This is a genomic window from Bradyrhizobium niftali (assembly GCF_004571025.1).
Lineage (GTDB): Bacteria > Pseudomonadota > Alphaproteobacteria > Rhizobiales > Xanthobacteraceae > Bradyrhizobium > Bradyrhizobium niftali.
The window spans coordinates 54,742-79,037 of the sequence record NZ_SPQT01000018.1; the positions used below are offsets into that span (position 1 = coordinate 54,742).

Genomic DNA, 24,296 nt, shown 5'->3' on the forward strand with positions numbered 1-24,296 from the left:
TTCGACGGAGTGAGGGTTGGGCAGAATCACCATGCTGGAGAATGAGCCGGGCACGGAAGCGGATGGCGGGCTGAAGCGCTGGCTCGAAGGTATCGGCCTTGCGCACTACTCCGATCTCTTCGCGCAGCACCGTCTCGATCTCGATGTCATGGGGGATCTGACCGAATCCGACCTGGTCGAGCTCGGATTGCCGCTTGGCGATCGCAAGCGGCTCCAGCGGGCGATGGCGGCGCTGTTCCGGGCTGAAACGGCGGTGGCGCCCGCCGCGGCGGCACCTCCGCCGACCCGGGTGGAGGTCGGAGCCGAACGGCGCCAGCTCACCACCATGTTCTGCGACATGGTGGATTCCACCTCGCTCTCGGCGCAGTTCGATCCGGAAGACGTGCGCGACATGATCGCGAGCTTCCGCGAGACCTGCGTCCGCGTGGTCAAGCATTACGAGGGTTTTGCCGCCCGGTTCGTCGGCGACGGTATTTTGGTCTATTTCGGCTATCCGACCGCACATGAGGACGACGCCGAGCGCGCGGTGCGTGCGGGGCTCGAGATCGTGCGGGTGCTGTCGACCGCTCGCGCGATCGAGCCGCGTGGCGCGCTCAGCCACTCACCCGCCGTCCGCATCGGGATCGCGACCGGTCTCGTCGTGGTCGGCGATCTCGTGGGACAGGGCACCGAAGAGCGCGACTCCGCGGTCGGAGAAACCGTCAATCTCGCCGCGCGCCTGCAAGGCCTGGCGCCGCCCAACGGCGTGGTGATTTCCGCCTCGACCCAGTCGTTGCTGAAGGGGAAGTTCGACTACCGCAATCTCGGCGTCCATGCGCTGAAGGGCATCTCGGAGAAGGCGCAAGCCTGGCACGTGGTGCGCGCCTCGCGGGTGGAGACCCGCTTCGCCGCCGCGATGGGCACGCGGCTGACCCCGCTCGTCAACCGCGAGGAGGAGATCGCGCTGCTGATGGGGCGCTGGCAGCAGGCCAAGGACGGCGACGGCCAGGTCGTGGTCAAGTTCGGCGAGCCCGGTATCGGCAAGTCGCGCGTCATCCAGGAGATTTTCGAGCGGATCGCGGGCGACCGCCACGGACAGGTCTCGTTCCAGTGCTCGCCCTACTACACGTCCACCGCGTTCTATCCGTTCGCCGAGCAACTCAAATTCTCGCTCGGCCTCGACCGCGAGGATGCGTCCGCGCTGTCGCTGGCGAGCCTGGAGACCGCGATCGTAGCTGCTCATGGCGACATCGAGCAGGTCACGCCGCTGTTTGCCGCGCTGTTGTCCATACCGACCGGAGATCGCTATCCGCCGCTCGAGCTGTCGCCGCAGCAGCAGAAGGATGCGACGGTCGCGGCGCTGGTCAATCACTTCCTTGGCCTCGCGCGCGAGATGCCGCTGGTGATCGCGTTCGAGGACCTGCACTGGATCGATCCGACCTCCCGCGAGGTCATCGACCTCCTCGTCGACCGGGTGCAGAACCGGCCGATCCTGGTCGTCATCACCGCCCGCTCCGAATTCCAGCCCAGCTGGAACGCGCATTCGCACATCACCACCCTGGTGCTGAACCGCCTGAGCCGGCAGCTGCGCGCGACGCTGGTCGAGCGCGTCGCCGGACGGGAGCTGCCCAAGGAGGTCGTCGAGGAGATCATCGTCAAGACCGACGGCGTGCCGTTGTTCCTTGAAGAGCTCACCAAGACCGTCCTCGAATCCAACCTCCTGACCGAGCGGCACGGGCGCTACGTGCTGTCGGGCCCGTGGCGGCAGCTCGCGATCCCGGCAACCCTGACGGATTCGCTGATGGCGCGGCTCGACCGGATGGGCCCGTTCAAGCGGATCGCGCAGATCGGCGCCACCATCGGCCGCGAGTTCTCCTACGAGACGCTTCAGGCCGTCGCCGACACGTCGGCGGAGCAGATCGAGGCCGCGCTCAACCATCTGGAGGAAGCCGGGCTGATCATGCGCCGTGGCCATCCGCCGGATGCGCTCTACTCGTTCAAGCACGTGATGATCCAGAACGCCGCGCATGCGAGCCTGCTGCACAGCGAGCGGCGCAAGCTACATGCCCGCATCGCGCAGGTGCTTGCCGAGATGTATCCGGAGAAGACCGAGCGCGAGCCGGAGCTGCTCGCCCATCATCTGACCGAATCCGGCCAGAGCGAGGGTGCCGCGAGCTTCTGGCTCAAGGCCGGCAAACAGGCGGCCAAGAGCGGCGCCAATCTCGAGGCGATCGGCCATTTGCGCCGCGGCCTCAGCGTCGTGCAGGCCAATGCGCGCATGCAGGGCGCCGACGAGATGGAGCTCGAGCTGCGCATCGCGCTCGGCAACGCGCTGATCGCCGCCAAGGGCTATGCCGTGCAGGAGGTCGAGGAGAATTACATCCGCGCGCTCGAGCTCGGCCAGCAGCTCGACGACGACGAAAAGGCCTTTGCCGCCACGCGCGGCCTCTGGGTCTGCCATTTCATCCGTGCCGATCTCACCCGCGCGCACGATCTCAGCGTCGAGCTGTTGAAGTTCGCCAAGCGCGAGCGGCTGAACGAGCGGACGCAGCCGGCACAGCAGACCGGCTATCTGATCGAGGCGCATCGCTCGATCGCGATGACCATGCTCTATCGCGGCCGCTTCGCCGCCTCGCAGCATCATCTGCACCGCTGCATCAACCTCTACAGCCCCGATCTGCACTCCGACCTGATGGAGCGCCACGGCACCGATCCCGGCGTGGTCTCGCTGTCCTATCTCGGCTATCTCCTGTGGTTCCTCGGCCGGCCCGACGCGGCGCGCCAGCACAGCGAGCAGGCGATCGCGAACGCCGAGAAGATCCGCCATCCCTTCACGCTCGCCTTCGCGCTCGTGTTCGGCGCCTATCTCTGCCAGCATTTGCGCGACGTCGAGGGCACGCGCGACCACGCCAACCGCGCCATGATCATCGCCACCGAACACAATTTCCTGCACTGGAAGCAGCAGGCGGCGATCCTGCGCGGCTGGGCGCTGACCCAGCTCGGTGAAGCCGACGAAGGCCTCAGCCAGATGCGCTTCGGCCTCGACGAATATGAGGCGATGGATTCCTGGCTCGCCGGCTGCTGGTTCCGCTGCCTGCTCGCGGAAGCCTACGCCAAGGTCGGGATGCGGGATGCCGCCTTGCGCGCGCTGGATGGCGCGCTCGCGACCGCCCGAAGGACCGGCGATCACTCCTATCTCGCCGAGGTCTATCGCCTGCAAGGCGAGATCACGCTGTCGGACGGCGACCCGGCCTCGGTGCAGGAGGCCGAGGATCTGTTCGGCCTGTCGCTGGAGATCGCGCGCAAGCAGGGCGCGCTGTCCTGGGAGCTTCGCACCGCCGTCAGCCTCGCGCGCCTGTCGCTCGAGGCCGGCAAGCGCGAGCACGCAAGGCTCCTGCTCGTGCCGATCGTCGGCAAGTTCAGTGAGGGGTTCTACACGCCGGACCTGAAGCAGGCGATGCAGCTGGTCAACGAGCTCGGGTCGGACGCGCCCGTTCGTGAACGGGCCGATCCCTGACATGAGCGATCTCGCCGCCGCGCGTGCGCGCTACGTGGAAAGAATCGCAAAGCGCGAGCGGATTTCCTCGAAGCGCCTGCTCGAAGCGCTCGCCGCCGTGCCGCGCGAGGATTTTCTGGCGAAAGGCCCCTGGCGCATCAAGAGCGAGGCGTCGCGCAGCTACCGGCTGACACCCGACGCCGATCCCGTTCATCTCCAGGACAATGTGCTGGTCGCGATCGACGCGCGCCGCAAGCTCGACACCGGTCTGCCGAGCCTGTGGGCGCATTTCATCGATTTGCTCGATGTCGGGGAGAAGGACCGCGTGGTCCAGATCGGCTGCGGGCTCGGCTATTTCTCGGCGGTGCTGTCCAGGATCGTCGGTCCGAAGGGCAGGGTGCGTGCAATCGAATGCGACGGGCGGCTTGCGGTTCGTGCTGCGATCTATCTTCGCGCCTATCGCAATGTCGAGGTCGTCCACGGCGACGGGTGCGAGGACATCGGCGAGCCCGCCGATGTGATCATCGTGCATGCCGGCTTCTCGCATCCGCATCCGCTCTGGCTCCAGTCGCTCCGTCCGCGTGGTCGCCTTCTGGTGCCGCTGACCCAGCGGGACCGCGAAGGCGCGGTCATCAGGATCACGCGCAAGGGCAAGGGGTTCGAGGCCGAGCCGGTCCAGCAAGTCCGGATCTTCCCCGGCCAGGGCCGCGGCACGACCGCGCTCGACGACCGCGTCGCCGACTGGTGGCAGCGCGCCTCTGCCCTGGCGCCGCTGCGGTTTCGCGCCATCGAGCAGGGGCTGCCGTCGGATGGCTGATGCTTCGTTTCACTTTACCTTGATTCGGGTTGTGAGTTTCCCCGACCTCCCGGTGCGGCTATGACTGTGGCTTGATGGCCATTTGAGCACGCTCCATGCATTCCGTTGCACTGCTGACTGCCAGCTATGCCAAGGATATCGAACGCTTTTCGCTGCTCAGCGAGAGCATCGACACCTGGCTGACGGGATATACGCGGCATTATGTTCTCGTTAACGATGAGGACGTGCCGCTGTTCGAGCGGTTCGCGTCCGACAAGCGCGTCATCGTTCCGGCCTCGCGTTATCTGCCGAAATGGCTGTTCGCGTTGCCGCCGGCGCTCCAGTTCATCAGCAAACGACGCGTCTGGCTGTCGCTGCTGTCGTCGCCCGTGCACGGCTGGCACATCCAGCAGATCCTGAAGATCGCCGGCGTCCTCAACGCGCCCGAGCAGCGCGTCTGCATCCTGGATTCGGACAATCTGTTCTTCCGCGAATTCGACGTCGGCCACTATGCCGGCGGCGAGAAGACGCCGCTGTTCGTCACGCGCAGGGGGATCGACGCCGACCATCCGTTGCATGTGCTGTGGCTGCGCACCGTCGACCAGCTTCTCGGTGTCAAGGAGCGTGCGTTCCCGGCCGACGATTATGTCGGCAACGCACTGGTCTGGGACAAGGACACAGCGCGAGCGATGACCGACGCCATCAAGTCGGCGACGGGCCTCGGCTGGGCTCTCGCACTGTGCCGGAAGAAGAAGTTCTCCGAGTACCTGCTCTACGGTCATTTCGTCGCGAATTCGCCGAAGCATCTGGCAGCGCATCGGGTGACGGAAGACAGCATCGCGGTCTCGCATTGGGATGACACGCGCCTCGACCGTCCGGCCATCGAGGCGATGATGCACGCCGCCGCGCCCGAGCAGGTCGCGCTCTGCATCCAGTCCTATTCGTCGACCTCGATCGACGACATCCGCGACGTGTTCCGTCTCAGCTCGCGCGACCGTCGCGGACCGAGCCTGTCTCCCGATCATATGGGGGACACGGCCGAATTCGAGACGCCGAAGACGCGCTAGAGCAAGCTGCCCTCAAACGTCCTTTGTGAACTTGCTGATGACGTCCATGAACGGCTTCGGCTTGAACTCGCCGTCGAGCGGCAGCGGGCGGTTCGGCTGCTTGTCCGCGCGGGCGAAGGTACCGTTGATCCAGCTGTAGCGATCCGAGAGGCCCCAGGTGAGGATCGAGCGCACCGGGCCGCTGGCCGAAATGGCCGTCAGCAGATCGTCGACGCGCTTGGCGACGATGGCGTCGCGCTCGGCCGGATTGCCCGTCAGCTTCTGATCGTCGACGTCGAGTTCGGTGACGAGAACGTCCAGCCCCCATGAGCGTAGCTCGGTGACGAATTCGGCCAGACCATGGGTGTCGATCTCGAGCTCGGCATGCAGGTGCGATTGCAATCCCACGGCGTGCAGCGGCACGCCCTGGTCGAGCAGCTCCATGATCAGGTTGCGGTAGGCTGCGCGCTTGGCGATGAAGGAGTCCTTCGCCGATTCGATGTCGTATTCGTTGATCGCGAGCTTGACGAAGGGATCGGCCGCGGCCGCCGTGCGGAAGGCGAGCGGGATCCAGTTGCTGCCGAGATGCTGCGTCCAGAACGTGTCGCGCCGGTCTTTCGGACTGCGGGGATTGTCCGGGATCGGCTCGTTGACGACGTCCCACGACGTCAGCTTGTCCTTGTAGTAGGAGACGACGGTGCCGATGTGGTCGAGATACGCACGCTCGACGCCCTTGGCGTCCTTGATCTGCCTGGTCCAGTCCGGAATGTCATGATACCACGCGAGCGCGTGGCCGCGCATCGTCAGATCGTTCGCCTGCGCAAAATCCAGGATCGCGTCGGCGCGTTCGAACGAAAACGTGTGTGCGTTCGGCCGCAGCATCGGCCATTTCAGCTCGAGCACCGGCACGACCTGCGTGCAATAGGTGCTGATGGCATCGCCGAGCCGCGGATCGGCCTGCAAGTCCCAGAGCGTTGCCGCAGCGCCGAAGCCGGGACGGCGCCGGGCAAGTTTCGACGCCGGCAGGGCCGACGCGGACGCGCCCGCCGCAAGCGTTGCGGCGGTGCCGAGAAGGAATTCGCGTCTGTCGAGCCTGGCCACGGCATTCCCTCGGGAACCAACGCGCTACCGTACCAAGCGAAGCCGTGCGACGCCGGGGTTTCGTCGTGTTGGGTTAACCTTTGCCGGGTATCCGGCGCATCAACGCCTATACCGCCGCATCGCTGTTCCGGCGCGGTCACGCGCTGGAAAAGGCTGCACGACGCCTGCGTCATGGTTTCTTTTCGGTGATCGCGGCAGCCGGTTCGAGGAAAGGGCAAATTTAACGCTAACGCGCGAAATCCGCCGCGTTGCTCCATTCGCGGCCCGATTTCCAGACTTATGTGACACTCTTCGGGGATGCTGCGGCGCAGTCGATCGCCTCGCCAAGGTCCGACTGATTAACGGCCGCAAAACTCGCATGACCGCTTCCGGTCCCGTGCCCGCATGCTGAACCGCCATTTCTCCATCTACCTGGTCGCCTACATCCTGCCTGCGGCGGTGGGCTTCTTCGCGGTCACCGCCTACACGAGGCTGCTGACGCCCGCAGAGTACGGCGTCTATGTCGTCGGCATCAGCCTTGCCGGCATTCTGGGCGCGATCTTCTTCGCCTGGATCAAGCTGTCGGTGTCCCGTTATCAGGCGATGTCGGCGGAGGTGGATTTTCGCGGCACGGCGATGGTCGCCTTTGGGCTCACGGTCGCTGTGCTCTGTGCCGCGACCCCGCTGGTCTTCCTGTTCCGCAGCGACGTCAGCGTCGAGCTGCTGCTCGCCAGCATGTTCGTCGCGATCATGGCCAATGCGGTCGATGTCGGCCAGGAGTTCGAGCGCGCCAAATTGCGCCCCTACCGGTTCGCGGCGATTTCGATCGTCCGCAGCGTATCGAGCGTCGGCTTCGGCTTGCTCGGGATCTGGCTCGGCTGGGGCGGCATGGGTCTGCTCGCGGCGTTCGGGCTGGGCTCGCTGACCGGCATCATCCTCAATCTCGTCGGCGACCGCACCAGGATCGCAGGCTTCCAGCGTAGCCAGTTCATGCAGCTGGCGCGCTATGGCCTGCCGCTGACGCTGGCCGGTCTCTCGGTCGCGCTGTACTCGACCTGCGACCGTCTCATCGTCGCCTATCTCCTCGGCAGGGACGCCGCCGGCATCTTTGGCGTCGCCGCCGATCTGCCGCGCCAGTTCATGGTGATGATCGCCTCCAGCGTCGCCGCGGCGACCGTGCCGCTCGTGTTCCGATCGCTGGCGGAGAAGAACAATGAGACCACGCGCGAGCGGCTCACCGAGAGTCTCGAGCTGCTGCTCGTCGTCGTCGCGCCCGTCGCGATCTGGCTGGCGCTCGCGGCGGATCAGGTCGCAGGCACGCTGGTCGGCGTCGATTTCCGCGCCGGCGTGTCGGCGCTGCTGCCGACCCTGGTGCTCGCCCGCTTCTTCGGCATCGCCAATCAGTTCTACGTCCAGATCAGTTTTCAGCTCTCCGAACGGCCCTTCATGCTCGCGGCGCAGTCGTTCCTCACGCTGGTGGTGAGCGTCGCCTTGATGTTCGCGCTGGTCGCAGGTTACGGTCTCAACGGCGCAGCGCTGGCGACGCTTGCGACCGAAGCGATCGGCTTCGTCGTCGCCGTCGTGCTGATGCACCGCGCCCATCCCGTGCCGTTCGACGTCAACCGTCTCGCCGGCGTGGCCGCCTCCGCCGCCGCGATGGCGGCTGCGATCCTGATCGCGCGATCGCAGGTCAACGGCACCGGCTTCGTCGCGCTGATCATCGTGAGCCTCGCCGGCGGGCTCGCTTACGCCGCCGCGGCGTGGCTCCTCAATGTCGCAAATGTGCGAACGCTGTCGCTGCGCCTCCTGCGGACCTTCAACCGGAAGGCGCTGGGCGTCTAGCCGGATCTGACGAGGCGCCCGGCGCAGGCCGGCAGTCGCGAACTGCCGTCCCGGACCGTTGGCCGGGAATCTATTGCAGCGGCGACCGCGCCCCGGTCGCAGCATCGTAGACCAGGATTTGCAACATCGGGAACCTGCCGAGCAGCTCGGCGCCGGCCTCTCGGGCAGCCGTTTCGCTGTCGTAGCGGGTCTTGAAGTGGCCATCGACCACAAGCGTGAAGCCATCGGCCGGTGCGACGTCAGCCCTTTGAATGATTCTCGGCGCGATCTCGTCGACGTGCGCTGTCGGCTTTTTCATGGGGTACCTTCATATCGTTGCAGTAGACGGCTCGAGGCGTTCTTGCCCCCAACTGTCTCAGTCGTCCCTCACGATCTCAGGCTTGTCATACAAGACCGCGTTCAGGAGGGAACTGTGAACCTCGATCTTGCCGTTGTAGGTGATGAAACCGAGCTTGCGAAACTTGTTCATGAAGAAGCTGACGCGTGAGCGGGTTGTCCCGATCATCTCTGCGAGGGTCTCCTGACTGACCTGCGCCGAGATGGGCTGCGGGGCGCCATCCTTGCCAAAATTCGCCAGCAGCAGGAGAAGACGCGCAAGCCGCTTCTCGCTCGAATTGAACAACTGGTCGATCAGGTCTTCTTCGATGCGGCTGTTTCGACTGAGCAGATACTCCATGAACAACTCGGAGAACTTTGGTTCACCCTTGAGTGCCGTAAGCATCGCCGATTTCGCGATGGACGTGATCACGCACCGCTCCATCGCCATCGTCGTCGAGATCCGCAAGGGATGGCCGTTCAGGCAGCCTTCGCCGAAGAATTGTCCGGGCTCCATGATCCCGACCACGGCTTCCTTGCCCTGTTCGGAGACGACGAGAACCTTGATCCTCCCCTTCTGGATGTAGAAAACGGTATCCGCGGCGTCGCCTTGCGAGAACACGACCTGGTTCTTGTCGAAATTCAATATGGCCTTGCCGTCGCCGACCTTGGCGAGAAAGAGTTTTGGGTCGAACGCGCTTTTCGCCGCTCTTGGCATGACGTCGTCGAGAGCCTGGTGGAAGGTCAGTTTAGTGGAAGGTCAGTTTAGCAGGTCCGGTGCCGGGCGCGTTAGGCAAATCTTGCTTACACCCTCGGACCTGCCGATGATCCCGACCACACAATTGTGGCGGCGGCTTCGGCCGGCTCGCCATAAGCCTCGCCTGCGCTCAATGCCGTACGACCGTCTGATGCCGGTCCTTCATGAGTGCGGCATCCAGCTCTGTTTGGCTGATCGCGTAAGACTGGATCAGCAGTTGGGAGGCAGACCTCGCGGGCGTCTGAAACAGCGTCGCCACGCGCCGATAGGCGACCCTCGACAACCCTTCGATCTGCTCGTCGTCAGTCAGGACGACATATTCACCGGCGGGCTGAGCGCCCTCGAGGCCCTGAAGGACGAAGGGATTGGCGAACGAAACGGTGGTCCGCGTTGTTCTGATGGTCAATATGAGATCTCCTGGACGAACCTGCAGAGGCATACCGGTCACTTGCCGACGCTGCTCGTCGTGCCGGGCGGGAGACGGCCGTTAGAGAACTCTATCGGTTGGCTCGCTCTGCCGCAGAGCAGAATTGCTCACCTTTGAAGGAATGGTCCGCAATTGATCGTGAGCCGCGCGCCGATCACGCGATCGGCATCTGAGCACTTTTGCACATCATCCACCCCTGCTCAGGTCTAGGCTGACCGGCGATGGAACACCGCTTGGTCGTCCGTTGGTGAGGATGTGAAAATGAACATCTCTGGTGAAAGCCTTTTCGTCATATTGGCTGTGGGCATCGCGGCCGGTTGGCTTGCGGGCCAGATCGTCATGGGCACGGGCTTGGGTCTGGTCGGCGATCTCGTCGTGGGAATAGCGGGCGCCTTCATTGCGAGCTGGATATTCCCACAACTGGGAATTCATCTCGGTTCGGGGATCGTCTCGCAGATCATCGACGCTGCGGTCGGCGCGGTCTTGCTGCTGATGATCATCGGGCTCGTCCGCGGACGAAGAGGGTGGGGTGGAAGCTGGGGCGGCGGCGTTTGGCGCAAACGCTGGTAGGCGCGCGTCGTGAGAGTCTGCCTGGAACGAACGTCACCGGGGTGACTTGGTGATGGCGACCGGATGTGATGCCCACTCATCATATCTGATGAATGGCGGCCCCGGTTCGCACCCCCGTGCTGGGGCCGCTTCCTCGCGCGTTTCCCTTCAGCTGCTACCTGGCTGATCTCATCGGATCGTCCATGGATATTTTGCGGACGTTCCCGCACCTAGAGCATTCGAAGATTCGCAGATTGGGACCGTCGCAATTTGCCCCGACGTGGACCAGAATCATGCGGCTTTGGCAGGCCGGGCAGAGTGGCCGGGGTATCGGAATCAGCGTCGGTTCTGGACGAGCATAGACCTCGGACATATGAAGCTCCTGCCCATATGGCGGGGTACGCTGGACCCGAAGCCGCCGCCGATGACAGCCGAATCGACGGCTGCGTCGCGATGAGCATGCCGCGCTCGCGTGTCAGCCTCTGTTCAATATTGCTCACATTGCCGGAAAATCGCCGGCCGACCGGCGAATGCGTCCGACCTAACCCTTTCCATCTCAGTCGCGGTGTGTCATGGGGGGCAGGCTAATTCGGCGACAACGCCGGCTCCCGGCGTGAGCAATATTGCTCAGCAGGACATCCTGGTACGGATCAATATGAGCGCGTGCGGGGCACGACCTCATAACTGCTGCCGGAGGCGTCCGTGGGCGATAACAGTACTTCTTCGGTGGACATCGGGAGCAGACCAGAAATGACTCAAGGAACGCCGGAGATCCGCGCGTCGGCGCAGTTGCTCGCCCGCTATCGCGAGGCCGACAGTGCGCGCGGTGTTCTCGAACTGGTGATCACGGCGGTGCCGCTCTGCGTCATCTGGGCTCTGATCTGGGCTGCTCTTGACCACGGCTATTGGTTTGCTCTGCTGCTCGAGGTGCCTGCGGCGGGTTTGCTGGTCCGTCTGTTCATGATCCAGCATGATTGCGGACATGGCTCGTTCTTCCGCGGCCGCGTTGCGAACGACTGGGTCGGCCGAGCCATCGGCGTGATGACACTGACACCGTACGATTACTGGCGGCAAAACCATGCCCGCCATCATGCGAACTCCGGCAATCTCGATCACAGGGGCTCGGGGGACATCGATACGTTGACCGTGCGCGAGTTTCGCGACCAATCGCGATGGCGCCGGATGCTGTATCGTTTGTATCGGCATCCCATCGTGATGTTTGGCGTCGGTCCCACATATTTGTTCATCTTGAAGCATCGGTTGCCGGTCGGGCTGATGCGCGGCGGCTGGAAGCCCTGGCTGAGTACGATGGGCACGAACGTCGCGATCGCGATTCTCGTCGCTGTGATGATCCGGCTGGTCGGCTATGGGCCACTCCTGCTGGTCCACCTGCCGATCGTCGTTCTGGCGGCGTCGATCGGTGTCTGGCTGTTCTACGTCCAGCACCAGTTCGAGCACACCTACTGGTCCCATGACGAGACCTGGAATTTTCACGACGCTGCGCTGCACGGCAGCTCGCACTACCAATTGCCGGCTGTCTTGCGATGGTTCACGGCAAATATCGGCGTCCACCACATCCATCATTTGAGCAGCCGAATTCCCTGCTATCGCCTGCCGGACGTGTTGCGGGACCATCCGCAGCTCGCCGGCGTCGGACGGATCACGCTGCTGCAGAGCCTGCGGACCGTGCGGCTGACCTTGTGGGATGAGGAGCGGCTGCAACTCGTTTCCTTTGGAGAGGCTGCCTTGACCTCAACCGCCTCGCCGACGGCGGTCGCCTCGCGGCGGGGTCGCTGAAGGTCGTGAATGCACGCGCCCCCAGCTGCGTTTGCGGCTGAGGTTCGGCCGGACGGTGCTGGGCGTTTAGCCACCTTTCTCGACCAAAGCCTGTCGGTCCAAAGAATATAGGCCGGTTTCCGGCCGCATCGCGTGACCCGGATTGTGATCGCCGGGAGCTCCATTTCCGCAATGGGGACAAAAGCCGGCGGATCCGCCCCCTCCAAGGCGGACATTCTGCCGCAGCGATCGCCGCCAGCCTCAGGCCAGCCCCGGCCGCGAGCCACTCTTCCGCCTGCGCAAGCCGTCGTATATGAGAGATTTGTCGCCGGAACGTGCCGAATATCGCCACAGACGGAACGTATGGCGGCTGCGATTTCTTAATCCAAAGATCGCAATCTGAGACGTGATCGACATGAGCGCGGACTGGCATTTCGACCGGGGCATGGCATGAAAAACCGACTGACGACGGCGCAATCCACCCTGGCGATGCGGCGTTGGGCCCCTCCCTGCACGATCGCGCTTGCGGCGCTGGCCGTGCTTGCCGTGGCGAATCCGGCGACCGCGGCCAAGCAGGCGCGCCAGCCGGCCGAGGCGGTGGCGCCGCGGGAGGCCGGCGAGCCGATCATGGCGATCGTGTCGATCAAGAGCCAGCAGGTCACCTTCTACGACGCCGACGGCTGGATCCTGCGCGCGCCGGTCTCGACCGGCACCACCGGGCGCGAGACGCCGGCCGGCGTTTTCGCCGTCGTCGAGAAGGACAAGGACCACCACTCGACCATGTATGACGATGCCTGGATGCCGAACATGCAGCGCATCACCTGGAACGGCATCGCGCTGCATGGCGGGCCGCTGCCGGGCTATGCCGCCTCGCACGGCTGCGTGCGGATGCCCTTCGGCTTTGCGGAGGGGCTGTTCGACAAGACCAACATCGGCATGCGCGTGATCATCTCGCCGAACGACGCGGCCCCGATCGATTTCACCCATCCCTCGCTGTTCGTGCCGAAGCGCGAAGCCATTGCGGCGGTGCCGAGCCGGGCCGACAAGCTCTCCGCCGAGGCCGAGGAGGCGACCCGGGCCGCCGACGAGGCCAAGAAGGCCGCGGCAATGGCCGCGAAGGAGGCTGCATCGCTTCCCGCCTCGCTGCGCAAGCTGGAACAGCAGAAGGCCCGCGCCGATGCCGAGCTCGCCTTCGCCGACAAGACGCTGGCGGCCGCAAAGACCGATCAGGCCCGCGCCAAGGCCGAGGAGCTGAAGCAGAAGGCCGCCACCAGGGCTGCCGATGCGGCAACGCAGCTCGACACCGCCAAGGCCGCTGCGCAGCCGAAGCGCGACGCGGTCGCTGCCACGAAGGAGGCCGCGAAGGCGACTGCGACCAAAAAGGCCGATGCGGTCAAGGCGGCGACCGACGCCAAACTCGCGCTCGAGCCGGTATCGGTCTACATCAGCCGCGCGACGCAGAGGCTCTATGTGCGGCGGAACACGCACAAGCCGGCGCCGGATGGCGGCGGCGAGGTGTTCGACACCAGCATCGAGGTCCCGGTCACGATCCGTAATCCCGACCGGCCGCTCGGCACGCATATCTTCACCGCGATGGCGAAGAACGATACCGGCCTGCGCTGGAGCGTCGTGACGATCGAAAACGGCGACGACGCCAAGGACGCGCTCGACCGTATCACCATTCCGCAGGACGTGTGGGATCGCATCGCGCCGACCGCGTTGCCGCGCTCGTCGATCATCATCTCGGACGAGCCGCTGAGCAGCGAGACCAATTACCGCACCGAATTCGTCGCGGTGCTGAGCAACCAGCCCCAGGGCGGGTTCATCACGCGCAAGCCGACCGCGCCGATGGACATTGCGAGCGACGACAGCTGGGACAATGGCGGCAACGGCTTCGGCTTCTTCTTCCAGCGCGATCCGAACCCGCAACCCGTCAACCCGCGCCGCCAGCGCGGCGGCTACCCGTATTATCAGCCGGCGCAGCCGATGCCGCGGAGCTTCTGGTAGGACGCGGGACGCAAGCTGAAGCGTCCCGCAACTACGGTTGCGCCGTGATCACCAGCGCCTGGATCTTGCCCTCGACCGGTCCGGCTCCATGGCGCGTTCGGATCGCCTCGGCAACGGCGTCCGTCGCAGCCTGAAGCTTGCTCGCATCCCTTGCCTCGATCTCGTTTCGCAGCGGCGTTCCCTGGCAGTATGCGAACGCCACATATTCGGGCGTCGGCGCGCGGCTCACCGCGGGAAGCGTTTCAATCGAGATGTGACGAAAGCCCGCCCGCTCCAGATCGGCGTTGATGACGGCCTTGTCGTGATAGCCGTGCGGCGTCCGCGCCATGAAGCGCGGCGGATCGTCGGGAAAGATCTTTCCGAGCACGGCCGTCGCCTCGTCGGCGAACATGTTCTCCTCGATGCGGTCCCACACGTTGAACACGAACGTGCCCTCCGGCCGCAAGACCCGCTTCGCCTCGGCGTAACCCATGATGCGATCCGGAAAGAACATGGCACCGAACTGGCAGCAGACCACGTCGAACGTGGCATCGTCGAACGGCAGCGCGGTGGCATCCGCCTGGCGCCAGGACATGCGCTCGTCTTCGCTTTGGTGCTGCGCCGCGACCGCGAGCATCGGCTCGTTGAGGTCGGTTGCGACGTAACGGATGCCGGCAGGCAGCGCCGCCGCCACGGCGCGCGTGACAGCGCCAGTGCCTGCGGCGGTTTCCAGCAGCGTAGACGGGGAGAGCGCGGCGACACGCCTGGCGATGTCGGCGGCGTAGTGGGAAAAGATCAGCGGGACGAGATACTCGTCGTAGATTTTCGGGATCGAGCCGGCGAAGACCTTGTCGGTGGAGGACATGTTTGCCTCGCTGAAGGTTCGGACACGGGATCAAGCTAACATGGAACGCCATCTACCGCGCGAGCAGCGACGTGAACCCCGCCGGTTCCTGCATCCGGGCATCCACCTTCTCCTTCCGCTTGGCTGGCACGTGGATGGCCGGGACAAGCCCGGCCATGACGCTGCGGAAGCTTCAGTGCACGGGAACGCCCACCTCATATGCGGACGCGGCGGCCAGTGACCGGTCCTACGATTTCGCGACAACCTCCCGGATCGGCCGTGATCCATCCCAGTTCATCGCCGCTTGCCGGACCTTCTCGAAGAACGGCCCCTTGGTGCCGCTGATGTCGGAGATCTCGATCACGGTTCCCGGATGCGCCTGGGTGTCGAAATAGGCAAAGCGTCCCTTGTCGCCGCCGATCTGGCCCTCGTGGCCCACTTTGTAACCAAGTCCGAGCACCTTGTCGTAGAGCGTCTGGTAGTCGTGGCTCCAGTACGACATGTGCTGGAGTCCTTCGTGGCCGGCGTCGAGGCATTCCTTGTACATCGAAGGCGCATCGTTGCGCTGCTGGATCAGCTCGATCTGGAGGTCTCCGGAATTGGCCAGCGCAATGCTCATCTCGACGGCAGAGTCCTGGCCGCGATGACGGAACCAGTCGATCCGGACGCGGTCCATGTAGTACCAGGGGCCGACGCCCATCACCTCGATCCAGTGCTTCATCGCGGCGTGGATGTCCCGCACCACATATCCGTTCTGGCGCACCGCGCCGAAGATGCGGCTCATGCCCGCGCTCCTCTTCTTGGCCTATTCACCTCGGGGCTATCGCATATGGCAGCGGGAGGCTGCTGGACGAGCTCGGCCTGCATGGTTCGAGACGCCCGCTTTGGCGGGCTCCTCACCATGAGGGTCTGAAATCTTGCCGCAATACGCGACCTCATCCTGAGGGCCCGCCGTAGGCGGGCGTCTCGAAGGATGGGCCGCACGCAAGCTTCTCGCCATGTTCTCTTCATATGCGATAGCCTTGCTATTCACTTGACTTCGATGCCGGCGTCCTTGGCAACCTGCTTCCAGGCGGCGATGTCGCGCGCGTTGATGTCGCGCTGCTCCTCGCCGGGCACGAATTGCGGCGTAATGCCGAGCGCCAGCAGCTTGTCCTTCACCTCGGCATCGCCGAGCGCGTCCTTCAGGGCCGCCGAGAGCTTCTTCGCGACCGGCTCGGCAAGGCCTGCCGGCGCATACATCGCCCAGGACAGGCTGCGGTCGAACGCCACGCCCTGTTCCTTGTAGCTCGCGACGTCAGGCAGGCTCGGCGAGCGCTCGCCGCAGGCGGCCAACGCCTTGATCGAGCCGTCCTTCACCAGCGGCGTCGCGGTCGCCATGTCGAGTGTCGCAAGCGAGATGTGGCCGCCGAGCAGGTCGCCAGCGAGTTTTGCGATGCCGTTGAAGGGCACGTGGTCCATCTTGATGCCGGCCTGCTGCATCAAGATCTCCGCGCAGAATTGCCCGGTCGAGCCGACGCCCCAGCTGCCGTACTGGATCGGCTCGCCCTTCTTGGCGAGCGCGATCAGGCCCTTGATGTCATTGGCGGCAAAATCCTTGGTCGCCACCAGCATGATCGAGGAGGTGCCGACGCGGCCGATCGTCGTGAAATCCTTGATCGGATCGTAAGCCAGCTTTGGATAGATCGCGGGCGCCAGCACATGCGTGGTCATGCCGCCGATGGTGATGGTGTAGCCGTCGTTCGCCGCCGCCGCCACCATCTGCGTGCCGAGCGTGCCGGCCGCGCCGGTGTGGTTCTCGATATAGACGCTCTGTCCGAGCGTCTTGCCCATCTTGTCCGCGAGCAGCCGGCCGATCACGTCGCCGCCGCCGCCGGCCGCATAGGGCAGCAGCATCCTGATCTTGTGGCTGGGGTAGGCGGCCGGGTCCTCGGCGCGCGCCGGCAGCGACACCGATAAGGTAAGCAACGACAAGATGATGATGCGCAGCTTCGTGATGGTTTGCCGCGCGGGCAAAAGGCGAGCGAAGCGCGCCATGACGTCGTCTCCCAAATTGCTCTCCGCTGATCGAGGCAGCGGAGTTGAATGCGACCGCTCTGGCGGAGTTGTTGCTGAGCCGCGGCCGGCGATCCTCGTACAGGAAGCCCGGCGGCGATCGCTGGTCCGGTTGACTAGCGAACGATCGTTCGTTAGTCAAGCGCATGGTTGTCCACACCTCCAGCGCGGCGGAAGCGGCCGCGCCCACCACCCGCGAGCGCATCCTCATCGAAGCGCTCAATCTGTTCGCGCAGAGCGGCTATGGCGGCGCCTCGATGCGCGAGCTCGCGCGCCGCGTCGGCATCCGCGAGAGCAGCCTCTACAATCATTTCGCCGGCAAGGCCGCGATCCTCGAAGCGATCGTTGCCGAGCACGGCCCGGCCAGCTCGGCGAGCCGGCTGGAGGAGCCGCGCTACAAGCAGCTCGCGCGCCAGCCCGCCGCGTTCTGCCGGCAGTTTGCATTGGACCTCGTCGAGCAATGGTCCGATCCGCGCGAGCATCAGTTCCAGAAGGTGATCACCGCCGAGCGCAACCGCGTGCCCGGCATCCGTGCCAAGTTCGCCGACCATTTTTACGCGCGCGAGCAGAGCCTGATGACCGATTACTTCCGCGGCTTCGCGCTCGCCGGCCTCGTCGCGACGCCGGATCCGCGCGAGACCGCACGGCTGTTCGCGGCGGGCCTCATCTATATCCGCCTCGAACATTACGTGATGGGCGCGACGCCGTCCTCGCGGCCGAAGGTGATCGAGGCGATCGACCGCTATCTCGCCTTCTTCCTGTCGTTGATCGCGGCAGGCAACGGCGACGACAAGAAACGAAAACCCAAGGGAGAAACGCGTGGCAAGGCTGCCCCTGATTGATCCGGAGACGACGAGCGGCGACATCCGCGCCTCGTTCGACCGCATGCCGGTCAAGCTCAACATCTTTCGCATGATGGCGCATGCCGAGGCCAACATGATCCCGGCGATGCGGCTCGGCAATTCGATCCTGCACAAGCAGAAGCTCTCGGCGGTCAACCGCGAGCTCCTGATCCTCCAGGCCGCGCAGCTCGAAGGCGGCGCGTATGAGTGGCGCCAGCACGTGCCGATCGCGCTCGGCGTCGGCTGCACGAAAGGACAGATCGATGCGGTCGAGCGCTGCGAGTACGATGCTGCCGGCTTAAGCGATGCCGAGCGCGCGCTGCTGAAATTCGGCCGCGAGGTCGTCGAGAACGTCCGCGTTGCGGAAGCGACCTTCGCCGGCATGCGCCGCCACTTCAGCGACCAGGAGATCGTGGAATCGATCGTCGCGCTCGGCTTCTACATGATGATGGCGCGCCTCACCGAGGCGACCGAGACCGACCTCGATCCCGCGGCCGGCATGAAGGTCTATGACGGCGGCAAGAAATAGGCGGAGCGCATGGCTGAGAATTCCGAGATCAAGCCGGAGCGTTACGTCCGTCCGCCAAGCGCCGAGTCGCTCGGCGAGGCGCCGGGGAGGGGACGTCTCAGCGGACGCCGCATCCTGATCGTCGGCGGCGGCCAGCGCGTGTTCGATGCCTTAACCGATCCGATCGGCAACGGCCGCGCCATGAGCATCCTCTGCGCCCGTGAAGGCGCGAAGGTCGCAGTCGCCGATCTCAACCGCAGCTCCGCCGAACAGACGGTGAAGCGCATCACCGACGAAGGCGGCGAGGCTTTTGCCATCGCGGCCGACGTCACGTCCGAGGCCGACGTTCAGCGCATGGTCGACGATGCGCACCGCGCGCTGGGCGGGCTCGACGGCATGGTTCTGAACATCGGCACCTTCGGCAAGGTCGGTCTCGATGCCGTCAGCCCCGAGGAGTGGAACAGGATCTACGACGTCAATGTCCGCGGCCCCATGCTGTGCTCCCGCGCCGCTCTGCCGAAGTTCGACAATGGCGGCGCCATCGTCTTCATCTCCTCGATCGCGGCGCTGAAGGCCGGATCGCAGATGGCGGTGTATGACTCCTCCAAGGCCGCGCTCGGTGGCCTGATGCGCAACATCGCCCATCTCGGCGCGCGCCGCGGCATCCGCGCCAACCTCGTCTATCCCGGCCTCGTCGACACTCCCAACGGCCGCGAAGCCGGCGCCGGCCGCCCCTCGCGCGGCAAGGGCCATGTCCCCTTCGGCCGCCAGGCGACCGCGTGGGAGATCGCCTATGCGGTGCTGTTCTTCCTGTCGGACGAAAGCGTCTACGTCACCGCGCAGACGCTCGCGGTGGATAGCGGCCTGAGCGGGATGTAGGATCTGATCCCGTAGCCCGGATGGAGCGAAAGCGTAACCCGGGAGCGCTGCCTCATCGCCCGAGCTGACCCGGATTGCGCTGCGCTCCATCCGGGCTACGGACGCGAGCGGCGGCGAGTGCCTATCGCCCGTGCGATCGTGCACGACAGATGAGATGGTCGAGCGAGAGGCTCCCCGGCCCGTAGGCCATGATGCCGAGCGCCATGGCCGCCCAGGTGAGGTGGATCGGCCAGCCGTCGGGCACCGTGAGCTCGACGATCACTGTCATGAACAATAGTCCGAGTCCCGCAAACCGCGTGCCTAGTCCCAGCACCAGCAGGATCGGGAACATGATCTCTCCGCAGCCCGACAGGAAAGCCATCACCGCCGGCGCCGGAAAGTGGTAGGGCCCGCCGGGCAGATGCAGCATGAACTCGTCGCTAAACAGCGTCACCGCGGTGTCGTTGAGCCGCAGGAAGCCCCCCCATTTCAGCATGCCCGAGCGCCAGAACGGTACGGACAGCGCCACGCGCAGCACGAGCTGGACAAGCGAGGGAGCCGCAATCGTCTGCACCAGCTGATTGGCCTTGTCGACGAGCAGCCCGAGTGACGGCAGGCTGCCGCTGGTCGTCATGCGTTGGTCCGTGATCATCATGCATCTCCAGCAGCAAGCGAGGTGAATGCGCCCGCCTCGATCAGGCCGGCGATGTTCGCGGCGATGTCGAATTCAGGCGATGCGTCGAACGCTGCCATTGCGGCCGCGCCGAGCGGTTGGCCGGACATCAGGCTGGCGGCAAAGACGGCGCCGCCGGGCGGAAGGTGGCGCACCACGACGTCGAATTCGGCCCGGGTGATCAGGGCGTCTTCCGGCGTGGACGCGTCGATGCGTGCCACGGGCGCGCTGTCGCGATTGGCGGCAAAGATCGTCACGGCCGCATATGGCGATCGTACGATTCGCGTGGCCGGATGCGGCGCGAGAACGAGATCGCCAAGCCGCTCCGGCGCGATGGCGAACAGCCGCATCGGCGCCAGCGTTAGCGCGTCGGCGGCATGATAGGCATCGAGCCAGGCGCGCTCGATGCGGGCGACGTCGGCGAGCCAGGGCATATCCTGCGCATGCTCGTACCCGGCGATGAAGTCCGGAAAGTCGTGGCCATATTCGAACAGCAGCGGCGAGGCCGGCGGGCTGCTGCGGACATGGAAGCGCGCCATGGCGCGGAAGAAATCGGGTCCCGTGATGCGCTGCACCGCCGGATAGATCGCAGCCAGCGTCTCGATCAGGCTGACCGTGACGTTGTTGCGGTAGACGTCGTAGCGTCGGCCCGCCGGCTTGCCGTTCCGGCCGGCCACGGCCGTCGGCACCTCGCGCGCGGGGTCGAGCAGCGGTGGCGCGAAGGCTGCGGCAAATCCAAGGTCAGCATCACGCCGCATGGCGATCCTCCGTTGCTGCGGCCAGCTTGCAGCGATCGAGGATCGCCTGCGCGGCGGCGGCCTCGGCCCGCAGGATCGGCCATGCCGGGATGCTGCTGTCCCATTCGATCAGCGTTGGCACGGGACCGCGCCGCGCCACGATGATCTCGAACAGCTTCCACACGGCGTCCGCGACCGGGCCGTCGTGGCTGTCGATGAGGAGGAGGTTGCCGTCATCATCGGTCTGCTCCGCGTGGCCGGCGAGATGAATCTCTCCGACGTGAGCAAGCGGGAAATCGGCGAGGTAGTCGAGCGCGGGGAAGCCGTGATTGGTCGCTGACACGAACACGTTGTTGATGTCGAGCAGCAGGCCGCATCCCGTGCGCGCCACGATACCGCGAATGAAATCGGTCTCGCTCATCGCGGACTCGCAGAAGGTCAGGTAAGTCGACGGGTTCTCCAGCAGCAGCGGACGGCGGATCGCCTCCTGCACCTGGTCGATGTGATTGCAGACGCAGGCCAGTGTCGCCTCGGTATAGGGCAGCGGCAGCAGATCGTTGAAGAAGCTGGTCTCATGCGTCGACCACGCCAGATGCTCTGAGACCAGTGCGGGCTGGTAGCGCGCGACGAGGCTGCGGAAGCGCGCCAGATGCGTCTTGTCGAGCGGCTGGGGTCCGCCGATCGACATGCTGACGCCGTGCAGGGATAGCGGATGGTCGCGGCGGATCGTCTCCAGCGCGCGATGCGGCGGTCCGCCCGCGCCCATGTAGTTCTCGGCGTGCACCTCAAAGAAGCCGGCTTGCGGGCCGGCTTCGAGAATCGCGGGAAGGTGCTCGGGCTTGAAGCTGGTTCCGGCGACACCGCCGATCGGAAGTGAAAAGCGGAGCGGCACGGTGGCGGGCTTGATGGCCGTGATCATGATACCTCTCCGCTTCCTTCGTGTGGCGTGATGGATCGGCCGGGCCGTCAGACCGGCTTGAGCGAGCCCTTCTTGCCGCCCGGCAGGTCGATGCTGGTGCAGGTGCCGCCCTGCACGAATTTCCAGGCGTTGCCCTGGAAGTCGACGGTCGAGGTACCCTGGCAGGTCGTGCCCGGGCCCGCCGCGCAATCGTTCTGGCCCTTCAGCGCGACGCCGAAGCATTTCTCCTTCTTGGCGGCGACGGCGGCATCGGCCTCGGCCTTGGTCAGCGGGCCGGCGGCGGCAAGGGTCGCGAGCGCGGTCGACATGGCGCCGGCGAGAGCGAGCGTGGTGACAACGTGTTTGGCAGACATCGCAGTTCTCCTGTTCGAGATGGCATCGCCTGGCAGGCGAGGGCGCATTGTCTCATTCGCCTCGCGCGCAGCCGGCGTTACGGTCGGGATGCTCACGAATCCGTGAGACCGATTGGTCGGGGCGCCCGGTTGGTGCGCTTGGGCCGGGATTAACGGGCAAGCGCCGGCGCAAATCCAATGCCTTGGCTCTATCGAGACGTTAGCTACAGGGCATTGGCAAGGATGGCCCGCAGCTGTCAGAGGTAACGATTGACGGGCGGCGGCGTAGAACGATGTCAGATGATGCGCTGGCCCCGCGAAGGCGAAACCGCGATGAACGTTGATCCCGCACGGCGGATTCAGGCGATCGCACGGCTGACGGTCAGCATCCGCCTCGCCGTGTCCGCGCTGGTCCTGGCAGCGATCCTGCTGACGGCCGCCCTTTCCAGCCTGTTGTGGTGGCGCACGGCGGAGGCGACCAGCCGGCAACTCGCTTCCACCATCAACGAGCAGATCGTGGCGGCGGTGCGCAAGGAGGTCTCGGCCATCGTCGACGAGGCGCGCGCCGCGCATACCGCCATTCGCACGCTGTTCCTCCAGAATGTGCTCGACACCCGCGAGGCCGACAAGCGCGAGTTCGTCTTTCTCTCGCAGTTGCAGTCGCAGGCGACGATCTCCTGGGTCGCCTTTGGCTGGCCCGACGGCTCGTTCTTTGCTGCGCACAAGCTCGGCGACCGCCGGCTGGAAATGATGGAGATCTCGCTGACCGACCATCCGGGTCAGCGCCGCGTCGACGAATACGACGTCGTGCCCGGCGACATCGAATTCGCCAACCGCCGTTTCGAGCCGACCGATTTCCGCGTCGCCGACCAGGCCTGGTTCAAGGCCGGGCTCACCGCGGACGACCCGCAATGGTTCAGGGTCATGGGCCATCCGACCGGCGAGCGGCCGTCGATCGCCTTTGCCGGACCGATCGACGTCTACCAGGAGCGGCAAGGTGTTCTGGCCGTCGTCATCGAATATACAAGGCTCGCGCGCTTCCTGTCGCAGCTTGAGGTCGGGCGCACCGGAACCGCTTTCATCGTCGATGGCAGCGGCGAGCTCGTCGCAGCCCCCGACAAGGATGCCGACGAGCTGCATCCGGCGCGCGGCGATATCACGCTGCTCCCGCTGGCGCGCGCAGCGCTCGAAAAGGCGGGCGAGGCCGGCCGCAAGGAGGCCAGGCGGAGCCGCCTGACCTCACGCGGCGCGGCCTACGAGGTCGCGCTGACGCCGCTGCCGTTTCCCGGCTGGTCGCTCGCCACCGTGATCCCGGAGGCCGAATTTCTCGGGCCCGTCGAGACCACGCTTCGCCGTCTGATCCTCGGCCTTGCCGTCGGCGCGGTGCTCGCGGCGCTGGCGTCGGCGATGCTGGCGCGCTCCGTCATCGCCGCGCCGTTGTCGCGCGTCGTCGGCGAGCTCCGCCATGTCGAAGCGTTCGCGCTGGAGCAGGTCCGCCGCCACCCGTCGCGCCTCAAGGAAATCGCGAGCCTGTCGGGTGCGATCGCGGAGATGGCGGCCGGCCTTTCCGCCTTCCGCAAGTACATCCCGGCGGATCTCGTCCGCGCCCTGCTGCGCCAGGGCGTCGAGGCAAGGCCCGGCGGCAGCATCCAGGAGCTCAGCGTGATGTTCATCGACATCGCCGGCTTCACCGGACTATCCGAGCGGATGGGCGACCGCGTGGTGCCGCTGCTGTCACGCTATCTCGACCTCACTTCGGAAATCATCGTCGCCAATGGCGGCACCATCGACAAATTCATCGGCGACGCCGTCATGGCGTTCTGGGGTGCGCCGCAGCCGCAAAAGGACCACGCTGCGCGATGCTGCCGCGCGGCGCTGGCCTGCCGCAGGGTGATCGACCAGTCTGGCCTTGCCGACGATCTCGGCCAGCCGCTCCAGATCCGCATCGGCATCAATTCCGGCCGCATGCTGGTCGGCAATATCGGCTCGGAGCTGCGGCTGAACTACACCGTGATCGGCGATGCCGTGAATGTCGCCAGCCGGCTGGAGAGCGCCAACAAATCCTACGGAACGCAAATCCTGATCGGCGAGGCGACCGAACGTCTGGCGCGCGGTGCCATCGTCTCGCGTGAGATCGACCGCATTGCGGTTTACGGACGAGAGGAGGGGCTCTCGGTCCACGAGCTCGTCGGAAACGCGGATGAAGGCCCGGTCGCGGCGGGATGGATCGCGGACTACGAACGCGGTCTTGCCAATTACCGCTCGCACCGGTTTGCCGACGCGCTCGCTGATTTCGAAGCCGTTCTGAGCGAGCGCGGCGCCGATCGCCCGGCCGAACTCATGCGCGACCGCTGCCGGCAGCTTGCTGCCGCCGCGCCCGATGCTGCGTGGCGCCCGATCGCGGCGCTGACGACAAAATAGTCGCGGAGGCGAGGACCGGGCGGCCTGCATGGATGTGGGCCGTCGACCGCGCCGGCAT

General features: G+C 65.4%; 22 protein-coding genes. 11 read left to right on the forward strand and 11 right to left on the reverse strand.

The window, feature by feature from the left end; genetic code table 11:
• The first annotated feature begins 31 nt into the window (after positions 1 to 31).
• The 3 genes from E4K65_RS27620 (at position 32) to E4K65_RS27630 (ending at position 5,338) form a co-directional block, all read left to right on the forward strand.
• Complete coding sequence (locus E4K65_RS27620; RefSeq protein ID WP_135176908.1) at positions 32 to 3,496, forward strand: AAA family ATPase; 3,465 nt, start codon at positions 32 to 34, stop codon at positions 3,494 to 3,496.
• A gap of 1 nt (position 3,497) precedes the next feature.
• Positions 3,498 to 4,292: a protein-L-isoaspartate O-methyltransferase family protein gene (locus E4K65_RS27625; RefSeq protein ID WP_135176802.1), complete on the forward strand. Its 795-nt coding sequence runs from the start codon at positions 3,498 to 3,500 to the stop codon at positions 4,290 to 4,292.
• 95 nt (positions 4,293 to 4,387) lie between these two features.
• Positions 4,388 to 5,338 carry a DUF6492 family protein gene (locus E4K65_RS27630; protein WP_135176803.1) on the forward strand — a complete coding sequence of 317 codons (951 nt, stop codon included), beginning with the start codon at positions 4,388 to 4,390 and terminating at the stop codon, positions 5,336 to 5,338.
• Positions 5,339 to 5,350: 12 nt separating this feature from the next.
• On the opposite strand, the gene E4K65_RS27635 is transcribed toward E4K65_RS27630, so the two are convergent.
• A complete protein-coding gene (locus tag E4K65_RS27635; protein ID WP_135176804.1) occupies positions 5,351 to 6,418 on the reverse strand; it encodes an endo-1,4-beta-xylanase in 1,068 nt (355 codons plus the stop codon).
• 384 nt (positions 6,419 to 6,802) lie between these two features.
• Here E4K65_RS27635 and E4K65_RS27640 point away from each other — a divergent pair, with 384 nt between their 5' ends.
• On the forward strand, positions 6,803 to 8,239 hold the full coding sequence (locus E4K65_RS27640) for a lipopolysaccharide biosynthesis protein (RefSeq protein ID WP_135176805.1): 1,437 nt from the start codon (positions 6,803 to 6,805) through the stop codon (positions 8,237 to 8,239).
• A 70-nt stretch (positions 8,240 to 8,309) separates the two neighbouring features.
• Here the strand turns inward: E4K65_RS27640 and E4K65_RS27645 are convergent, their stop codons facing one another.
• The 3 genes from E4K65_RS27645 to E4K65_RS27655 form a co-directional block, all read right to left on the reverse strand.
• Entirely contained in the window at positions 8,310 to 8,537 is a 228-nt protein-coding gene (locus tag E4K65_RS27645) for a hypothetical protein (RefSeq protein WP_135176806.1), read from the reverse strand.
• 57 nt (positions 8,538 to 8,594) lie between these two features.
• Positions 8,595 to 9,272, reverse strand: coding sequence for a Crp/Fnr family transcriptional regulator (locus E4K65_RS27650; protein ID WP_135176807.1), 678 nt, complete (start codon positions 9,270 to 9,272; stop codon positions 8,595 to 8,597).
• A gap of 169 nt (positions 9,273 to 9,441) precedes the next feature.
• Positions 9,442 to 9,717, reverse strand: a complete 276-nt coding sequence (locus E4K65_RS27655; RefSeq protein ID WP_135176808.1) for a hypothetical protein — start codon at positions 9,715 to 9,717, stop codon at positions 9,442 to 9,444.
• Positions 9,718 to 9,999: 282 nt separating this feature from the next.
• Between E4K65_RS27655 and E4K65_RS27660 the strand changes: the two genes are divergently transcribed.
• The 3 genes from E4K65_RS27660 to E4K65_RS27670 all read left to right on the forward strand — a co-directional run bounded on the left by E4K65_RS27660 (position 10,000) and on the right by E4K65_RS27670 (position 14,070).
• Positions 10,000 to 10,308: a GlsB/YeaQ/YmgE family stress response membrane protein gene (locus E4K65_RS27660; RefSeq protein WP_167771228.1), complete on the forward strand. Its 309-nt coding sequence runs from the start codon at positions 10,000 to 10,002 to the stop codon at positions 10,306 to 10,308.
• A 729-nt stretch (positions 10,309 to 11,037) separates the two neighbouring features.
• Positions 11,038 to 12,084, forward strand: a complete 1,047-nt coding sequence (locus E4K65_RS27665; RefSeq protein WP_135176810.1) for a fatty acid desaturase — start codon at positions 11,038 to 11,040, stop codon at positions 12,082 to 12,084.
• A gap of 429 nt (positions 12,085 to 12,513) precedes the next feature.
• Complete coding sequence (locus E4K65_RS27670) at positions 12,514 to 14,070, forward strand: L,D-transpeptidase (protein WP_135176811.1); 1,557 nt, start codon at positions 12,514 to 12,516, stop codon at positions 14,068 to 14,070.
• Positions 14,071 to 14,101: 31 nt separating this feature from the next.
• Here E4K65_RS27670 and E4K65_RS27675 read toward each other — a convergent pair whose 3' ends face one another.
• The 3 genes from E4K65_RS27675 to E4K65_RS27690 all read right to left on the reverse strand — a co-directional run bounded on the left by E4K65_RS27675 (position 14,102) and on the right by E4K65_RS27690 (position 16,930).
• Complete coding sequence (locus tag E4K65_RS27675) at positions 14,102 to 14,914, reverse strand: class I SAM-dependent methyltransferase (RefSeq protein WP_135176812.1); 813 nt, start codon at positions 14,912 to 14,914, stop codon at positions 14,102 to 14,104.
• A gap of 226 nt (positions 14,915 to 15,140) precedes the next feature.
• The gene (locus E4K65_RS27685) at positions 15,141 to 15,677 is read right to left on the reverse strand and encodes a VOC family protein (protein ID WP_135176813.1); all 537 of its coding nucleotides are present in this window, start codon (positions 15,675 to 15,677) and stop codon (positions 15,141 to 15,143) included.
• A gap of 245 nt (positions 15,678 to 15,922) precedes the next feature.
• The gene (locus E4K65_RS27690) at positions 15,923 to 16,930 is read right to left on the reverse strand and encodes a Bug family tripartite tricarboxylate transporter substrate binding protein (RefSeq protein ID WP_235885742.1); all 1,008 of its coding nucleotides are present in this window, start codon (positions 16,928 to 16,930) and stop codon (positions 15,923 to 15,925) included.
• Positions 16,931 to 17,094: 164 nt separating this feature from the next.
• On the opposite strand from E4K65_RS27690, the gene E4K65_RS27695 reads away from it, so the two are divergent.
• Genes E4K65_RS27695 through E4K65_RS27705 form a run of 3 tightly spaced genes read left to right on the forward strand, consistent with a single transcriptional unit; the run spans position 17,095 to position 19,177 of the window.
• Positions 17,095 to 17,790 carry a TetR/AcrR family transcriptional regulator gene (locus tag E4K65_RS27695; protein ID WP_135176814.1) on the forward strand — a complete coding sequence of 232 codons (696 nt, stop codon included), beginning with the start codon at positions 17,095 to 17,097 and terminating at the stop codon, positions 17,788 to 17,790.
• Positions 17,768 to 18,319, forward strand: a complete 552-nt coding sequence (locus E4K65_RS27700) for a carboxymuconolactone decarboxylase family protein (RefSeq protein WP_135176815.1) — start codon at positions 17,768 to 17,770, stop codon at positions 18,317 to 18,319. Before E4K65_RS27695 ends, E4K65_RS27700 begins: the two co-directional genes overlap by 23 nt.
• A 9-nt stretch (positions 18,320 to 18,328) precedes the next feature.
• A complete protein-coding gene (locus E4K65_RS27705) occupies positions 18,329 to 19,177 on the forward strand; it encodes an SDR family NAD(P)-dependent oxidoreductase (RefSeq protein ID WP_135176816.1) in 849 nt (282 codons plus the stop codon).
• Positions 19,178 to 19,298: 121 nt separating this feature from the next.
• On the opposite strand, the gene E4K65_RS27710 is transcribed toward E4K65_RS27705, so the two are convergent.
• Genes E4K65_RS27710 through E4K65_RS27725 form a run of 4 tightly spaced genes read right to left on the reverse strand, consistent with a single transcriptional unit; the run spans position 19,299 to position 21,838 of the window.
• Complete coding sequence (locus E4K65_RS27710) at positions 19,299 to 19,808, reverse strand: DoxX family protein (RefSeq protein ID WP_135176817.1); 510 nt, start codon at positions 19,806 to 19,808, stop codon at positions 19,299 to 19,301.
• Positions 19,808 to 20,587: an HvfC/BufC N-terminal domain-containing protein gene (locus E4K65_RS27715; protein WP_135176818.1), complete on the reverse strand. Its 780-nt coding sequence runs from the start codon at positions 20,585 to 20,587 to the stop codon at positions 19,808 to 19,810. The genes E4K65_RS27710 and E4K65_RS27715 overlap by 1 nt, the downstream gene beginning before the upstream one ends.
• Positions 20,577 to 21,485: an MNIO family bufferin maturase gene (gene bufB, locus E4K65_RS27720; RefSeq protein ID WP_135176819.1), complete on the reverse strand. Its 909-nt coding sequence runs from the start codon at positions 21,483 to 21,485 to the stop codon at positions 20,577 to 20,579. The genes E4K65_RS27715 and bufB overlap by 11 nt, the downstream gene beginning before the upstream one ends.
• Positions 21,486 to 21,532: 47 nt before the next feature.
• Positions 21,533 to 21,838, reverse strand: a complete 306-nt coding sequence (locus E4K65_RS27725; RefSeq protein WP_018645959.1) for a BufA1 family periplasmic bufferin-type metallophore — start codon at positions 21,836 to 21,838, stop codon at positions 21,533 to 21,535.
• Positions 21,839 to 22,150: 312 nt separating this feature from the next.
• Here E4K65_RS27725 and E4K65_RS27730 point away from each other — a divergent pair, with 312 nt between their 5' ends.
• Positions 22,151 to 24,238, forward strand: a complete 2,088-nt coding sequence (locus E4K65_RS27730) for an adenylate/guanylate cyclase domain-containing protein (RefSeq protein ID WP_135176911.1) — start codon at positions 22,151 to 22,153, stop codon at positions 24,236 to 24,238.
• Positions 24,239 to 24,296: the final 58 nt, after the last annotated feature.

Excerpts from the sequence above, each read along its gene's own strand:
- E4K65_RS27620 (WP_135176908.1), top strand. The coding sequence starts at position 32 with ATGCTGGAGAATGAGCCGGGCACGGAAGCGGATGGCGGGCTGAAGCGC.
- E4K65_RS27625 (WP_135176802.1), top strand. The coding sequence starts at position 3,498 with ATGAGCGATCTCGCCGCCGCGCGTGCGCGCTACGTGGAAAGAATCGCA.
- E4K65_RS27630 (WP_135176803.1), top strand. The coding sequence starts at position 4,388 with ATGCATTCCGTTGCACTGCTGACTGCCAGCTATGCCAAGGATATCGAA.
- E4K65_RS27640 (WP_135176805.1), top strand. The coding sequence starts at position 6,803 with ATGCTGAACCGCCATTTCTCCATCTACCTGGTCGCCTACATCCTGCCT.
- E4K65_RS27645 (WP_135176806.1), bottom strand. The coding sequence starts at position 8,537 with ATGAAAAAGCCGACAGCGCACGTCGACGAGATCGCGCCGAGAATCATT.
- E4K65_RS27650 (WP_135176807.1), bottom strand. The coding sequence starts at position 9,272 with ATGCCAAGAGCGGCGAAAAGCGCGTTCGACCCAAAACTCTTTCTCGCC.
- E4K65_RS27660 (WP_167771228.1), top strand. The coding sequence starts at position 10,000 with ATGAACATCTCTGGTGAAAGCCTTTTCGTCATATTGGCTGTGGGCATC.
- E4K65_RS27665 (WP_135176810.1), top strand. The coding sequence starts at position 11,038 with ATGACTCAAGGAACGCCGGAGATCCGCGCGTCGGCGCAGTTGCTCGCC.
- E4K65_RS27670 (WP_135176811.1), top strand. The coding sequence starts at position 12,514 with ATGAAAAACCGACTGACGACGGCGCAATCCACCCTGGCGATGCGGCGT.
- E4K65_RS27675 (WP_135176812.1), bottom strand. The coding sequence starts at position 14,914 with ATGTCCTCCACCGACAAGGTCTTCGCCGGCTCGATCCCGAAAATCTAC.
- E4K65_RS27685 (WP_135176813.1), bottom strand. The coding sequence starts at position 15,677 with ATGAGCCGCATCTTCGGCGCGGTGCGCCAGAACGGATATGTGGTGCGG.
- E4K65_RS27690 (WP_235885742.1), bottom strand. The coding sequence starts at position 16,930 with ATGGCGCGCTTCGCTCGCCTTTTGCCCGCGCGGCAAACCATCACGAAG.
- E4K65_RS27695 (WP_135176814.1), top strand. The coding sequence starts at position 17,095 with ATGGTTGTCCACACCTCCAGCGCGGCGGAAGCGGCCGCGCCCACCACC.
- E4K65_RS27705 (WP_135176816.1), top strand. The coding sequence starts at position 18,329 with ATGGCTGAGAATTCCGAGATCAAGCCGGAGCGTTACGTCCGTCCGCCA.
- E4K65_RS27710 (WP_135176817.1), bottom strand. The coding sequence starts at position 19,808 with ATGATCACGGACCAACGCATGACGACCAGCGGCAGCCTGCCGTCACTC.
- E4K65_RS27715 (WP_135176818.1), bottom strand. The coding sequence starts at position 20,587 with ATGCGGCGTGATGCTGACCTTGGATTTGCCGCAGCCTTCGCGCCACCG.
- bufB (WP_135176819.1), bottom strand. The coding sequence starts at position 21,485 with ATGATCACGGCCATCAAGCCCGCCACCGTGCCGCTCCGCTTTTCACTT.
- E4K65_RS27725 (WP_018645959.1), bottom strand. The coding sequence starts at position 21,838 with ATGTCTGCCAAACACGTTGTCACCACGCTCGCTCTCGCCGGCGCCATG.
- E4K65_RS27730 (WP_135176911.1), top strand. The coding sequence starts at position 22,151 with ATGAACGTTGATCCCGCACGGCGGATTCAGGCGATCGCACGGCTGACG.